This is a genomic window from Sphingomonas sp. FG14 (genome assembly GCF_057809675.1).
The window spans coordinates 81,385-95,051 of sequence record NZ_JBMDKK010000004.1; the positions used below are offsets into that span (position 1 = coordinate 81,385).

The window sequence follows — 13,667 nt, forward strand, 5'->3', positions numbered from 1 at the left end:
TGAGGGAGTGAGGGGACATGGGGAAGAGGTATCGCGCCAAGGGGACGACCGCGCTGATCGCCATCGTGATCGCGGGATTCTCTGGAACCGGGACCGCGCTGGCACAGCAGACGACCGAGGCGAGTGAAGGCGGCATCGCCGACATCGTCGTCACCGCGCGCCAGCGCGAGGAGAATCTGCAGGAGATTCCGGATTCGATCACGGCCTTCTCCGCCAGCACGATCGCCGAACGCCGGCTGGACCGGATCGACGATTTCCTGGCGCTGACATCCAATGTCCGCATCAACAACGATCAGGATACCGCGACCAACAACATCTCGATCCGCGGCCTGGGATCGAACCGCAACCAGGCGGCGGCCGTCGCCTTTTCGATCGACGGCGTCGTGCTGCCCGATTCCGACGCCTTCACCATGGACCTGTCCGACGTCGAGCGCGTCGAGGTCCTGAAAGGCCCGCAGGGCGCATTGTACGGCAAGGGCGCGATCGCCGGCGCGATCAACATCACCACCAAGAAGCCGACCAACGAGGTCGAAGGCGAGGTCAAGGCCGGCTATGCCAGCGGCGACGCCTGGCGCATGTTCGGTGCATTGAGCGGGCCGATCGTCGAAGACGTCGTGCTCGCGCGCGTCTCGATATCGCACCGCGACGGCAACGGCACGATCGTCAACCGCCTCGACGGGCGCGGGCTCGACCGCAATCGCCAGACCCGCGTCACCGGCCGGATGATCGTCAATCCCAGCCCGGATTTCAGCATCGACCTGCGCGCGTCGCATACCAGGGAACGCGGCGGCGCCACCTGGTTCAGCCTGGTCAATGTGCTGGGGACCACGGGGGGTGAGATCACCAGTGCGATGGCGCGCATCCGCCCGAACCTGGACGGGGAATCGATCACGCGGCGCAAGGTGACCGACCTGTCGATGACGCTCAGCTACGACACCGCGATCGGCACGCTCAGCGCGATCAGCGCCTATGACAAGATCGACGTCTACTTCAATCAGGACCTCGACATTTCACCCTTCCCGCTGGTGCCAACTGCCGCGCAGGATCGGGTGACCAAGAGCTTCAGCCAGGAAGTGCGGCTGACATCGCCCGGCGACCAGCCGCTGCGCTACATCTTCGGCGCCTATTACCAGCATTCGAAGCGCGACATCGACACCTTCGCCGAGCTCGATTTCTGCCTGTTCGTCGGCAGTTGCTTCAGCGGTCCCGCCGGCGGTTTCGTCTCGGGCGGCGTGATTCCGGCGGTGCTTGCCGACAACCGCATCACCTTCAAGCAATATGCGCTGTTCGGGCAGGTCAACTACGACATCATGGACACGCTCGAGCTGACCGCGGCGCTGCGCTACGACACCAACAAGGCGCGGATCGACGATTATCAGGCGTCATTGGTCAATCGCGACACCTTCTCCAAGCTGCAACCCAAAGTCTCGCTCGCCTACAAGCCGTCGGACGCGCTGATGCTCTACGCGACCTATTCGCAGGGCTTCAAAAGCGGCAGCTTCAATCCCGCATCCGCCGGCCCCGCTTTTCCGCGCGTGATCGGGCAGGAAAGCTCCCGCAACTACGAGATCGGTGCAAAGACGAGCTGGCTCGACCGGCGCCTGATCCTGAACGCCGCGGCCTTCTACACCGAGCATCTCAATCCGCAGATCTTCCAGCTCGACGCGGCGACGCTGACCCAGGGTTCGCTCAATGCCCGGCGATCGGAGATCAAGGGCTTCGAGCTGGAGCTGAACGCGCGTCCGGCGCGCGGCCTCGATCTCAACGCCTCGCTCGGCTATATCGACGCGAAGATCACCGATTTCAACGGCACCGCCGCCTATGTCGGCCAGCAGCTGCCCAATGCACCCAAATTCACGCTGAACATCGGCGCGCAATATCGCCATCCGCTGAGCGACGCGATCGAGGGTCGCGTGCGCCTCGATTTCGCGGCGGTCGGGCGGCAATCCTTCCAGGATTTCCAGCTTCCCTCCAGCCCCGATGTCTATCTCTATCAAAAGAGCTACGGCACGCTCGATGCGACATTGGGGCTGGACGGTGCCAACTGGAGCGCGTCGCTGTTCGTCAAGAACCTGACCAAACGGCATTACGCCACCTCCGCCTTCTCGCGCTACATCTTCGCGGCCGGCTTCGTCCCGCTCAACGCCGACGCCGTGCAGATCGACACCGGCCGGATCGTCGGCGGCGAACTCAGCTTCAGATTCTAATCGGGAGGCACATGATGACGATCGACAGAGAAGGCTTCCATCTCGTGCCCGATGCCGAAAAGGCGTTCGGCTATGCTCAGGCGGTTCGGATCGGCGACCGGCTTCATATTGCCGGGTCACTCAGCCTCGACGAACATTTCGCGCCGATCCACGCGGGCGACATGGCCGCGCAGATCGGGCAAGCCTATGACATCATCCGCCGCACGCTTGCGGCATTCGATGCGGGCTTCGCCAACATTGTTTCCGAACGGATCTTCGTGACCGACATGGATGCCTTTCTCGCGGCAAACCACGCTCGGATCGCAGTCTATGCGGGCTGCGACCTGCCCGCGACCACCGCCGTCGAGGTGCGCCGCCTCGCCTTTCCCGAATGCCTGATCGAAGTGGAGATCATGGCAGCGATCTGAGCACGGAGATTCCGATGAACAGCGATATCGCACAACCGCCCGCCCGCTCCATCCATGTCGAACGCTCCGTGACGCTGGCGGCAGATGCCGACACGGTCTGGGCCGTGGTCGGCGATCTTGCCGACACGACGATCACCGAAGGGCTGGCGGAACGCGTCGAGGTCGAGGGCAATGGACTGGGCGCCACCCGCCGCTTTTTCCTGCCTGGCGGAAGCGGTATCGCCGAACGGATCGAGGCATTCTCACCCATCGATCGCAGCTATGCCTATCGCATCTTCGATTTTGGCCCACTGCCCTTCAGCGATTATCTGGGGTCCGCGCGGGTCGTGTCCGCCGGGCCCAACAGCGCCGTACTGTCCTGGTCGGCGGCGGCGCAACCGGTCGATGGCGCCGAGGACACCGCCCGCGCGATGATCGCGGCCAATATCGATCATGCGCTGTCCGCGCTGTCGGGGCGCTTCGGCACGGCGGCATCACGTTGACCCCGGCGGTCTGGACCGTCGGCGCCGACCGATCCGAACATGGCCCGCTCCGTGGCGAAGCGACGGCGGATGTCGTGATCATCGGTGCGGGCTATTCCGGCCTTGTGGCGGCTCTGGAAACACGCTCGGCCGGACTGTCAGTGACGGTGCTGGACGCCGGACAACCCGGCGCCGGCGCTTCCGGCGTCAATGCCGGCCATTTCGCGCCGATGATCATGCCGGGCACCAATCCGGCAAAGATCCGCGCCATGCTGGGCGAGGCGCGCGCATACCGCTGGCTGGGCATGATCGCCGGGTCCGGACGCTGGCTGACCGACTATATCGAGCGCCATGCCATCGCCTGCGACCTGACCCGCGGCTATCTCTGCCTCGCACGGTCCGATCGCAGCGTCGATCGCATGCGGTCCGGTTTCGCCGCCTGGGTGGAACATGGGGGATCATTCGAGATGCGCGACCGGCCCGCCATCGCCGACCATATCCGATCGCAGCGCTATGCCGGCGGCGCCTGGCTGCCCGAAGGCGGCACGCTCAATCCGCTCGCGCTGGTCCGGGGGCTCGCCGGTGCGGCCAAGGCCGGGGGTGTGAGCATTTTCGGGAACAGTCGAGTGCTCTCCGCCACGCGCGATGGCGGGCATTGGATCGTCTCGACCGCGCGGGGAGAAGTGCGCGCGCGCCGCATGCTGGTGGCGACAGGGGCAGCGCACCTGCCATTCGCCTCCCTGCGTGGAACCAGCTATCGCATGGCGGCAGCCGTCGTCGCGACCGAGCCGCTCGCCGATCGCGGCGCGACGATGTTCCCGCTGTGCGGCGGCATCGTCGACCTTGACGACAAGGCGGTGTTCAGTCCGACGATCGACGCGCGCGGTCGCCTTGTCGGCAGCGTATTGTGCGGCGCCGGCGCACCCGGCCTGCCACATACCGCCAAGCCGCTGTCACGCCGGCTGGAACGGACCTTTCCAGACATCGAACCGCCCGCCTTCACCCGGATGTCGTGGGGAGAGATGACGATATCGCCCAGCGGCCTGCCGCGCATCCTGCGCTTCGGCGAGGATGCTTGGGCGATCTCCGGCTGCAACGGCTTCGGCCTGACTCACGGCGTCGCCGCCGCGCGTGAAGCAGCGAAGCTGCTGACCGGCCTGCCGTCCCACGCGCTGGCGCTGCCCGTCTTTCCACCCAAACCGCTCAAGGGGCACCGCTTCGTGGCGTTCACGCTGCGATCGATGGTCGCGCCAGCGCTCAACCGCTTCGGCTGAGCAGGCTGGAATCTATAGATGGACGGTGGGGGTTTCCCCTTTGCCGACCATGCAGAGCGACGGTTTCGCGCCGCGCGTATATTGCAGCCGGCCGATACGGATGATGCTGATATAGCCCAGTCGCCGCGATCCGAGTCGGCGGTGCGACAGGATGGACGGGATATTATAGTCGGCGATGCTGCTCATCGTGCAGTCGAGTCCTTCCTGCCGCAACCACGCCTTCATCCCGCCCCACACCGCCGAAAATGCGCGGCTCATCCTCTTGTCCTCGCGCAGCCACATGCCGGTATCCCAGGCGGCATTGGCGGGCAGGACATAGCGGACATTCATGTCGCCCTCGTCATGCACCGCCTTGCCCATCCACGTGACGCCGATCAGTTCGTCATGCTGGTCGAAGATACCGAGACACTTCAGCTCACGCGCGAAACGCTCGGCCTGCGCCACGGCGTCGATATCGATCGTGTGGCCGGCAAGCTCGGCCGGATCCAGATTACGGCAGGAATAACCGCGCGGCATGTCGGGAATCCGCTCGATCGGCACCGCGATCAGCTTGTAGCGATGATAGGAGACATGCGGCAGCCGCGTGCAAAAATAGGCAAGCGCATAGGAGGCCATCCCCGTCAGGCCGAGAACCTTCAAAGCCAACATGCTCGGCATCCGATCGCCCCCGCGCGGCCAAGTGATGGCCCAGCCTTATCGCCATCGCGCCGCGCCGTCCAATCGGGTCGGTCAGGCGGCGATCACGCCAGCCGATAAGGCGCCGGATCGCCGCGTTCTTCGATCAACTGCGCGCGCGCTTCGGCACGGCAGCTATCGAGCAGCGTGTGCAAGGCAGGAAGGTGGGCAGCAGGGCAGAGCAGGGGGACCTGGCCCGGAAGCGCTTCGTCGCCATGCTGCGCGACCAATGCGATCAAGGCCGCCGCCTCGACCTCCTGCTTCCTCAGCAATGCGCCGCGCAGATCCCAGACCAGACCAAGACTCCTCCAGGCTCGCCAGCCGGCAGATGCTATCAGGATCGCATGCGGCGGACCATCGAAATGCCCTGCCGTGTTCGGACCGCTTATTGGCCGATCAGTTGCTGGCGACCTTGGTATAAGGCACGAACTTGCCGAGCCCGACAAAGCCGGACTGGAACTGTGTTCCGCGATCGAGCAGCCGAACCGTATCGAGGCTGCAAAGCTGCGAGCTATAGGTCTTGGTTACCATGATATCGTCGCGATCCAGCGAGGAGCCGCCGATATCGGGCCGGTTGACATAGAGCTTGTTTCCGCTCGTCCGATACAGGATCGCCGTCCGGTCGATGATCTCGCTGGAGCGGATATCGCGCAGATTGATGCAATCCACGGGCTTGCCGGCGACACGGCCGTCGAGCGCCTTGGCCAAGCGCGCTTCCGCCTTCACGGTCAATGCCGAAGGCGGCGCCGCCTGTGCCGGGAGTGCCGCCGCGAGCAACGCCGCGCCGATCGAGAGGATGATGGGGGTACGCATATCGTTCACCTCTGCTGAGTCTGTCCATTTCCGTATCATATCGAAACTGAACCGGTGATGAGCGCCCCCAAAAGATACGGCATTTCCATGCCGCCGCCAATCCCGTCGTTCCGAATGCGGATGCGCCGCTTCATGACTCCGGCGCTTCCAGCACAAGGACGACGCCATAGCGTGCGAACCGCATCCGGACACGCCGTCGCTGGGAACGGATGTCGGCCGATTTCGCGCTTGGCGTGCGCGACAAGCCTCGACAGGGCGGCACTGACGGACCATGACTGCCCGCCATGAAATGGCCTGTCTCCCTGCTCGCACTGCTCGCGCTCGCCGGCTGTGCGGCATCCGAACCCAATCCCCCCGCCGCATCGGCTTCCCCCGCCACGACGAAGCCAGCCAACGGCCAGATCCTGGCGGCGACCGCGCATCCGATGGCGACCGAAGCGGCGCTCGTCGTGCTCAGGCGAGGGGGCAGCGCGGTCGACGCCGCGATCGCGGCACAGGCGATGTTGTCGCTGGTCGAACCGCAGAGCTCGGGCCTCGGCGGCGGCGCCTTCATGACCTATTTCTCGGCGAAGGACGGCCGCGTCACCGTCTATAATGGACGCGAGACCGCGCCGATGGGCGCTTCGCCGCGCATGTTCCTGGGCGCGGACGGCAAGCCGATCAATCGCGGCGCCGCGATGACCGGCGGGATCGCGACGGGCGTGCCCGGCGTCGTCCGCATGCTCAAGCTGGCGCATGACGAACAGGGCAAGCTGCCCTGGAACACGCTGTTCGCCGACGCCGAGCAGGCGGCCGCGAACGGCTTCCCGGTCTCGCCGCGCCTTGGCCGCTTTGCGCAGGGCGGGCGCTATGCCCAGGCGGCGCAGCCCGATGTCGTCGCCTATTTCACCAAGCCGGACGGCAGCCGCTACCAGACCGGCGACACGCTGAAGAACCCGGCCTATGCCGATTTCCTCCGTCGCCTGGCGGCGCAAGGCCCCGATGCGCTTTATACCGGCAAGACCGCGCAGGCGATCGTCGCGAAGACCACCAGCGGTTCGCTGCCCGGCACGATGACGCTGAAGGACATCGCCAATTATCGCGCGATCAAGCGCGAGCCGCTGTGCGGGCCCTATCGCATGATCCTGGTCTGCGTGCCGCCGCCGCCGTCGAGCGGCGTCGGCCTGCTCCAGCTTCTCGCCATCCTCGAACGCACCGACATAGCCGAGCGCGGCCCCGCCGATCCACAGTCCTGGTACCTTTTCGCGGAGGCGAGCCGCGTCATGTACGCCGATCGCGACGCCTGGGTGGGCGACGTGCCTGACGTGCCGGTGAAGGGTCTGCTCGATCCGGCCTATGTCGCGAGCCGCGCGGCGCTGATCGGCCCCAGGGCCGGCCCACCGCCCGCCGCCGGCACCCCGCCCGGCGCGACGGCGCCCAAACGCGACGCCACCGTCGAACCCGGCGGCACATCGCATTTCGTGATCGTCGACAAATGGGGCAATGCCGTCTCGATGACGACGACGGTGGAATCGATCTTCGGTTCGGGCCGGATGGTCGACGGCTTCTTCCTCAACAATCAGATGACCGATTTCTCGTTCATTCCCGAAGGCCCCAATGCAGTCGGCCCGGGCAAGCGCCCGCGTTCGTCGATGACGCCGGCGATCCTGCTCGACGGCAAGGGCCATCTGGCGGGCGCGATCGGATCGCCCGGCGGCAATTCGATCCTCGCTTATGTCGGCAAGGCGACACTGGGCGCACTGGGCTGGAAACTGCCGATGGCGGACGCGATCGCGCTGCCCAACATCGTCGCGCGCGGCCCGAACTTCAACGCAGAGGCGGACAAGTTCGCACCCGGCGTGGTCGACGGCCTGTTCGCGCGCGGTATCGACGTGCGCGGGGCGAGCGGTGAGGAATCGGGGCTTCACGGCTTCCTCGTCACCCCCAATGGCTATGTCGGCGGGGCCGATCCCCGCCGCGACGGCAATTCGGTTACGGAGCCTGTGCAATGACCGTCCTTACCCCTTTCCACCTCGCCTTTCCCGTCGACGATCTCGATGCCGCGCGCCATTTCTACGGCACCGTGCTCGGCTGCGCCGAAGGGCGCAGCAGCGATCGCTGGATCGATTTCGACCTGTTCGGCCATCAGATCGTCACGCACCTGACCGACGAGCCCCGCGCCAGGCCGACGGGCAATGGCGTCGATGGCCATCATGTGCCCGTTCCCCATTTCGGCGTGGTGCTGACGCCCGAGGCCTGGGACGCGCTGGCGGAGCGGATAAAGGCGCACGACATCAGCTTCGTGATCGAGCCCTATACCCGTTTCAAGGGCGAGACCGGCGAGCAATCGACGATGTTCTTCCTCGACCCGGCGGGCAATGCGCTCGAATTCAAGGCATTCGCGGATATGGATCAGCTCTTCGCGGCCTAACCGCCCGCCGCGTTCATGGCCCGGCCGGTCGTACGCTATACCCAATGATGGATTCCCAAGCGCGCGGCGATGGTGTTGATGGACGCGGGCAAAAGGAGTTTTTGGCTCTTGTATTCGCGTATCAAGGCGTTCGTTACCAGGTCGACCGGCATTATCGCGCTATTGGCGCTCGGTGCCTGCGCTTCGGCGATCGTTCCGCCGCCACGCAATCAGGCGCCCCGCGCTGAAGCCCCACGCGCGCAACCGCCCCGTTCGCAACCGCCCCGCTCACAATCGCCGCGCACCCAGCCGCGTCCGCCGGCACCAGTGCCGCGGTCGCCAACGCCGCTGCCGCCCGCGCCCACGCCGATCCAGCGCCCCACCGCACCGCCGGCCGAGCGCCCCGTCCAGGCCTCGCGCGCGCTGGAGAACGCGATCCGGTCATTAGGCTCGAATTTCTCCGGAAGCGTCGGCATCGCGGTGCGCGACGTCCATCAGGACTGGCTGATCGAATATAATGGCCGGCGGCCGATGCCGCAGCAGAGCGTCAGCAAGCTCTGGGTCGCGACCACCCTGCTCGACGGCGTCGACAAGGGCCGGATCTCGCTGTCTGACAGCGTCACCATCCGCGCGGAAGACCTGACGCTGTTCCACCAGCCGATCCGCGCGCTTGTCGGCAAGGACGGCTTTGCCACGACGATTTCGGACCTGCTCGATCGCGCGATGACGCAGAGCGACAATACCGCGAACGATGCGTTGCTCCGCCGCGCGGGCGGGCCGGACGCGGTGCGCGCCTTCCTCGCGCGCAACGGGCTTTCCGACATCCGCTTCGGCCCCGGCGAGCGGCTGCTCCAGGCGGGCACGGCCGGGCTCACCTGGCAGCAAAGCTATTCGCGCGGCATCGCGTTCCAGGAAGCGCGCAACAAGCTGAGCCGGCCGACGCGCGAAGCCGCGCTCGACCGCTATCTCGCCAATCCGCCCGACGGCGCGACCGCCGTTGGACTGGTCAATGGCCTCGCCCGGCTGAAGCGCGGCGAGATGCTGTCGAGCCGATCGACCGACTATCTGATCCAGGTGATGACCGAGTCCAAGACCGGCCCCAGACGACTGAAGGGCGGCCTCGCCCCAGGGTGGCGCTTCGCGCACAAGACCGGCACCGGCCAGGAACTGGGCGGCCGCGCGACCGGCTATAACGACATCGCACTGCTCACCGCGCCCGATGGCCGAACCTATGCCGTCGCGGTGTTGATCGGAGAGACGACACGGCCGATTCCGGAACGGATGAGCCTGATGCAGGCGGTAACGCGGGCCATCATCGCCAATCATTGACATTCGGGTGAGGCTGGGCTGCGAACGGCACCGCCCTGCGCTTCCGGTGCTCACGTACTGATGTACGCTGCGCGCCGGTTCTCGGTCGGTACCATTCTCGCTCCATCCTGACCCGAATGTCGGCTCAGCCTTCTGCGCCGAGGCGCCCTGTGTCGGGGAGGGAATACAGCCAGGCCTCAGGCCTCCGCCTTGCCTCCCCGCCGCACCGCCGCCGTTGTCGCGGCCACGTCCATGGTGACATTGCCGACGGTGCGGACCAGATCGGGGATCATCTCCACCGCCACCAGCAGCGCCAGCGGTTCCAGCGGCACGCCCATCGCGGCGGCGATGGGGGCGATCGAGGTGAAGAAGCTGATCTGCCCGGGCAGGCTGACCGATCCCATCGTCGTGACGGCCGCGACGACCAGGCCGGTGGCCAGCACGCTCGGCGTCAGCGGAATGCCGAACCAGTGCGCGATATAGATGGCGACGGCCAGGTTCATCGCCGGCCCGGTCGCACGGAAGATCGCAACCGCGATCGGCAGCGGCACACCCGCGGTCTCGGCCGGGATGCCCAGTTTCTCGCAGCTCTTGAGCATCGCGGGCAATGAGGCGAGCGAACTCTGGGTCGAGATCGCGACCGCCTGCGCCGGCGCCACCGCGCGAATGAAATCGCCCAGCCGCACCTTGCCGCCGAAGATGGCGAGCGGATAGGCCATGCCCCAGACCACGATGCCGGCCAGGCTGACGACGATGACGTAATGCGCCAGCGCGCCGATCGCGGAGGTGCCGGCGTTGACGCCGACGACAAAGGCGAGCGCGATCACGCCAATCGGCGCGATCAGCAGCACCCAGCCGACGATGACCAGCATCGCCTGCTCGATCGCGGAGAAAAAGCCGACCAGCCGCTCGCGCGCCTCGGCGCCCAGCCGCGTGACCGCGATCGCGAAGACGGTGACGAACAGGATCAGCGGCAGCATCGAATCGCTCGATGCAGCGGCGGCGATCGGATTGGTCGGCACGATCGTGCGCAGGAAATCGAGAACGCTCGGCGCCTGGCCGACAGCCTCGGTGCGCGAGCCCAGCGCCGCGCTCAGCGCCTTCGCGGATTCGCCGGGGATCGGCCAGAGCTGAAGCACCGCCGGCACCAGCAGCGCCGCGACCGTCGCGGAGATCCAGAGAACGATCGCGAAGAGGATGACCGATCGGAACGCCAACCGCCCGCCCCGCGCGCTGTCCGCGGTCCGGGCGATGCCGGTGATCATCAGCGCGACCACCAGCGGCACGATCGTCATGCGCAGGCCATCGAGCCACAATGTCCCGATCGGTTCGGCGACCTTGGCCAATTCGCCCCACCCCGTCTGCCCTGCGATGATGCCGAGCGTGAGGCCGGCGACAAGGGCGATCAGGATGCGCGTGGTATTCGACATGACTTCGGTTTAGCGCGAAGCCGCATCGCGGCAAGCGGGAACGGTCATGCAAGTCACGGAACCACCCACCTCACGATATGGCTGACCCAGGCGGCGGTCGGCACGCCATCGCCGTTGAGAGCGGGAAGATAGCGGCCACGCTTCGTCACGGCATCACACGCGGTCTGATCCAGAATGATATCCCCCGAACTCTGAACGGTCCTGCATTCGCCGATCCGGCCGTGTTGATCGACCTTCCACAGGATCGTCGTGTTGCCCCGCAGCCGCCGCCTGATCGCCAAGCTCGGATAGTCCTCGTTTCTCATCCATATGCCGCCTACATCCCGTGGAATCAGGGTGCGTACGGCGGGATCGACGCCCCAGCGCTTCAGCAGATCGATTTCACACAGATCGTTGGCCTTGAGCGCTGCCTCCATGGCATCCGCCTGCAGGATGGTCGGCGCCTGTCGCTCAAGATCGATTGAGATCGCCTTGGCCGACGCCACTGCCTTCAGCGCATCTGGACGTACGGCGAAGCGTACCACGCGCCTTCCCGTTCCGCCGGCACTGAGCGCGCTGTGATACTCGGACTCGATCACCCGCCCCCCGGGGGGCAGCACCAACTTCACCTTGCCCTCGTATATCGCGCCCTTCTCTCGATCCGGCATGAGCAGAGCCAGCCCCACCCTTTGCGCCAGCGGCAGGAAACGGATCGCGAAGGTGATCCGATCCTCGCCTTCGCCATAATCCCGGGAAAGAACGCATTGGCTGTCGGCATATTCGACAACCCATTTGCCCGAGGGCAAGCGGGGCGGCCCCACCGGTTGGGCCGCCGCACCGGACGGAAGCGCTATGCACGCCGCCCATCCCAGGCCGATCGAGGCAAGCTTTCTCATCAGGTGCAACTAGGCGCGATGGCAAGTCGGGACAATCCCGGCCGGATAGTCTCTCAGCCCTTGCACTGGCCATAGCCCGGCCCGCGCACCGCGCGGCCGGGGGTGGCGCCGGTATGCTCGCCGTCCCTCAGCACCTGCACGCCGTTGACGAAGACATGGCGCATGCCGGTGGCATAAACCTGTGGTTTCTCGAAGGTCGCGTGATCGGTGATCGTCGCCGGATCGAAGATCGCGATATCGGCGAACATGCCGGGCTTCAGCGAGCCGCGATCCTTGATGCCCAGGTTCGACGCCGGGAAAGCGCTCATCCGCCGGATCGCGTCGGGCAGCGTGATCACCTTCTCGTCGCGGACATATTTGCCGAGCAGCCGCGCGAAATTGCCATAGGCGCGCGGGTGCGTGCTCGATTTCAGGAACACACCCTCGGGCGCCTGCGACGAGGCGTCCGATCCGAAGCTCATGAAGGGCAGCGCGACCTGCTTTCGGACATTGTCCTCCGTCATCATGAAATAGGTGGTGTCGACGCGGCTGCCGTCCTCGATCACCAGGTCCATCGCCACTTCCTCGGGCGGCTTGCCACGCTCTGCCGCCACTTCCGCCAGCGACTTGCCGATATATTTGCGCAACTCCGGGTTCTTGAAGCCGGTGAACTTCATGTTCGCCGGGCCGACGCCGTAGAAATAATTCTCCCAGGTCGTTGCGGGCTTCTTCATCTCCTCGGCCATGCGCGCGCGCGTCGCCGGATCCTTCATCCGCCCGATCCACGCCTCCAGCCCGCCATCCTGCGCCCAGGTTGGCATCGCCGCGTCGAGCCCGGTGGCCCCCGCCGGATAGGTGTACATGTCCGTCGTGATGCGCAGTCCCTCGGCGCGCGCGGCTTCGATCTTCGCGATCGCCTGATCGTATTTCGCCCAGTTGGTGCGACCCGCCATCTTGAGGTGATAGACCTCTGCGGGCGTGTTCGACTTTCGCGAGATCTCGATCAGCTCGTCGATCGATTCGAGCAGCCGGTCCCCTTCGGACCGCATATGGCTGATATACATGCCGCCGCATTTGCCGGCCTCGGCGGTGATCGCGATCAGCTCGGGCGTCTCGGCATAAGTGCCGGGCGCGTAGATCAGCGAGCTACCGACCCCCATCGCGCCCTCGTCCATCGCCTGGCGGACGAGCGCGCGCATCCGGTCGAGCTGTTCGGGGGTAGGATCGACATCCTTCTCGCCCAGTTCGTGGACGCGCACCGTCTCCGCGCCGACGAAGCTGCCGAAATTGGTCGAGACGCCCTTTTTCTCGAGGAAGTCGAAATAGCCGCCCAGGGTGGTCCAGCTCACCGGGAATTTCACATCGCCCTGGCGGCGTTCGGCATCGGCCTTCATTTCCGGGCTCACCGGGCCCATCGAGGTGCCCTCGCCCATCACTTCCAGCGTCACGCCCTGGCGGATATCGCTCTGCGACTTGCCATCGACGATCAGCGAGACATTGGCCCAGCTCAGCATGTTGATGAAGCCCGGCGAGACCGCCAGGCCGCGCGCGTCGACCTCCGCCTTGCCCTTGCCCTCGACACGCGGCGCGACCGCGACGATCCTGTCGCCCTTCACCGCGACATCGCCGCGATAGCCCTCTCCGCCCGACCCGTCATAGATGGTGCCGCCGCGGATCACGACGTCATAGGCCGGCGGCGCGGCGAGCGCGGCGGTGGTGGAACACAGGGCGAGGAGGAGGAGCGTGGCGCGTTTCATGACCGCAGCCTAGCCGGGTTTTCAGGATTGGCAATTATCGAGCGCTAAACGGCCGATAATTTTCCATTCGGGCAATCATCCAGATCGGCGGA

At 65.9% G+C, this 13,667-nt stretch carries 13 protein-coding genes; 7 read left to right on the plus strand and 6 right to left on the minus strand.

Annotation, left to right across the window (positions count from 1 at the left end; translation table 11 throughout):
- Positions 1-17 precede the first annotated feature (17 nt).
- The 4 genes from ACODTA_RS15530 to ACODTA_RS15545 are packed head-to-tail and all read left to right on the plus strand — an operon-like array spanning position 18 to position 4,349.
- A complete protein-coding gene (locus ACODTA_RS15530; protein ID WP_489066864.1) occupies positions 18-2,207 on the plus strand; it encodes a TonB-dependent receptor in 2,190 nt (729 codons plus the stop codon).
- 14 nt (positions 2,208-2,221) lie between these two features.
- On the plus strand, positions 2,222-2,614 hold the full coding sequence (locus tag ACODTA_RS15535) for a RidA family protein (protein ID WP_489066865.1): 393 nt from the start codon (positions 2,222-2,224) through the stop codon (positions 2,612-2,614).
- Positions 2,615-2,628: 14 nt separating this feature from the next.
- Entirely contained in the window at positions 2,629-3,096 is a 468-nt protein-coding gene (locus tag ACODTA_RS15540; protein WP_489066867.1) for an SRPBCC family protein, read from the plus strand.
- Positions 3,093-4,349, plus strand: coding sequence for an NAD(P)/FAD-dependent oxidoreductase (locus tag ACODTA_RS15545; RefSeq protein WP_489066868.1), 1,257 nt, complete (start codon positions 3,093-3,095; stop codon positions 4,347-4,349). The genes ACODTA_RS15540 and ACODTA_RS15545 overlap by 4 nt, the downstream gene beginning before the upstream one ends.
- Before the next feature lie 12 nt (positions 4,350-4,361).
- Here the strand turns inward: ACODTA_RS15545 and ACODTA_RS15550 are convergent, their stop codons facing one another.
- The 3 genes from ACODTA_RS15550 to ACODTA_RS15560 form a co-directional block, all read right to left on the minus strand.
- The gene (locus tag ACODTA_RS15550; protein WP_489066869.1) at positions 4,362-4,997 is read right to left on the minus strand and encodes a hypothetical protein; all 636 of its coding nucleotides are present in this window, start codon (positions 4,995-4,997) and stop codon (positions 4,362-4,364) included.
- A 92-nt stretch (positions 4,998-5,089) separates the two neighbouring features.
- Positions 5,090-5,296, minus strand: a complete 207-nt coding sequence (locus ACODTA_RS15555; RefSeq protein WP_489066870.1) for a hypothetical protein — start codon at positions 5,294-5,296, stop codon at positions 5,090-5,092.
- Between the two features lie 124 nt (positions 5,297-5,420).
- The gene (locus tag ACODTA_RS15560) at positions 5,421-5,837 is read right to left on the minus strand and encodes a hypothetical protein (RefSeq protein ID WP_489066871.1); all 417 of its coding nucleotides are present in this window, start codon (positions 5,835-5,837) and stop codon (positions 5,421-5,423) included.
- Positions 5,838-6,121: 284 nt separating this feature from the next.
- Here ACODTA_RS15560 and ggt point away from each other — a divergent pair, with 284 nt between their 5' ends.
- The 3 genes from ggt (at position 6,122) to ACODTA_RS15575 (ending at position 9,555) form a co-directional block, all read left to right on the plus strand.
- Positions 6,122-7,828, plus strand: a complete 1,707-nt coding sequence (gene ggt / locus ACODTA_RS15565; protein ID WP_489066872.1) for a gamma-glutamyltransferase — start codon at positions 6,122-6,124, stop codon at positions 7,826-7,828.
- The gene (locus tag ACODTA_RS15570) at positions 7,825-8,247 is read left to right on the plus strand and encodes a VOC family protein (protein WP_489066873.1); all 423 of its coding nucleotides are present in this window, start codon (positions 7,825-7,827) and stop codon (positions 8,245-8,247) included. Before ggt ends, ACODTA_RS15570 begins: the two co-directional genes overlap by 4 nt.
- A gap of 306 nt (positions 8,248-8,553) precedes the next feature.
- Positions 8,554-9,555: a serine hydrolase gene (locus ACODTA_RS15575; protein ID WP_489066874.1), complete on the plus strand. Its 1,002-nt coding sequence runs from the start codon at positions 8,554-8,556 to the stop codon at positions 9,553-9,555.
- Between the two features lie 176 nt (positions 9,556-9,731).
- Here ACODTA_RS15575 and ACODTA_RS15580 read toward each other — a convergent pair whose 3' ends face one another.
- The 3 genes from ACODTA_RS15580 to ACODTA_RS15590 are packed head-to-tail and all read right to left on the minus strand — an operon-like array spanning position 9,732 to position 13,575.
- Entirely contained in the window at positions 9,732-10,964 is a 1,233-nt protein-coding gene (locus ACODTA_RS15580; protein WP_489066875.1) for a dicarboxylate/amino acid:cation symporter, read from the minus strand.
- Between the two features lie 53 nt (positions 10,965-11,017).
- Positions 11,018-11,839 (minus strand): energy transducer TonB, encoded by an 822-nt coding sequence (locus ACODTA_RS15585; RefSeq protein WP_489066876.1) that lies wholly within the window; start codon positions 11,837-11,839, stop codon positions 11,018-11,020.
- A 53-nt stretch (positions 11,840-11,892) separates the two neighbouring features.
- Entirely contained in the window at positions 11,893-13,575 is a 1,683-nt protein-coding gene (locus ACODTA_RS15590) for an N-acyl-D-amino-acid deacylase family protein (RefSeq protein ID WP_489066877.1), read from the minus strand.
- Positions 13,576-13,667 lie beyond the last annotated feature (92 nt).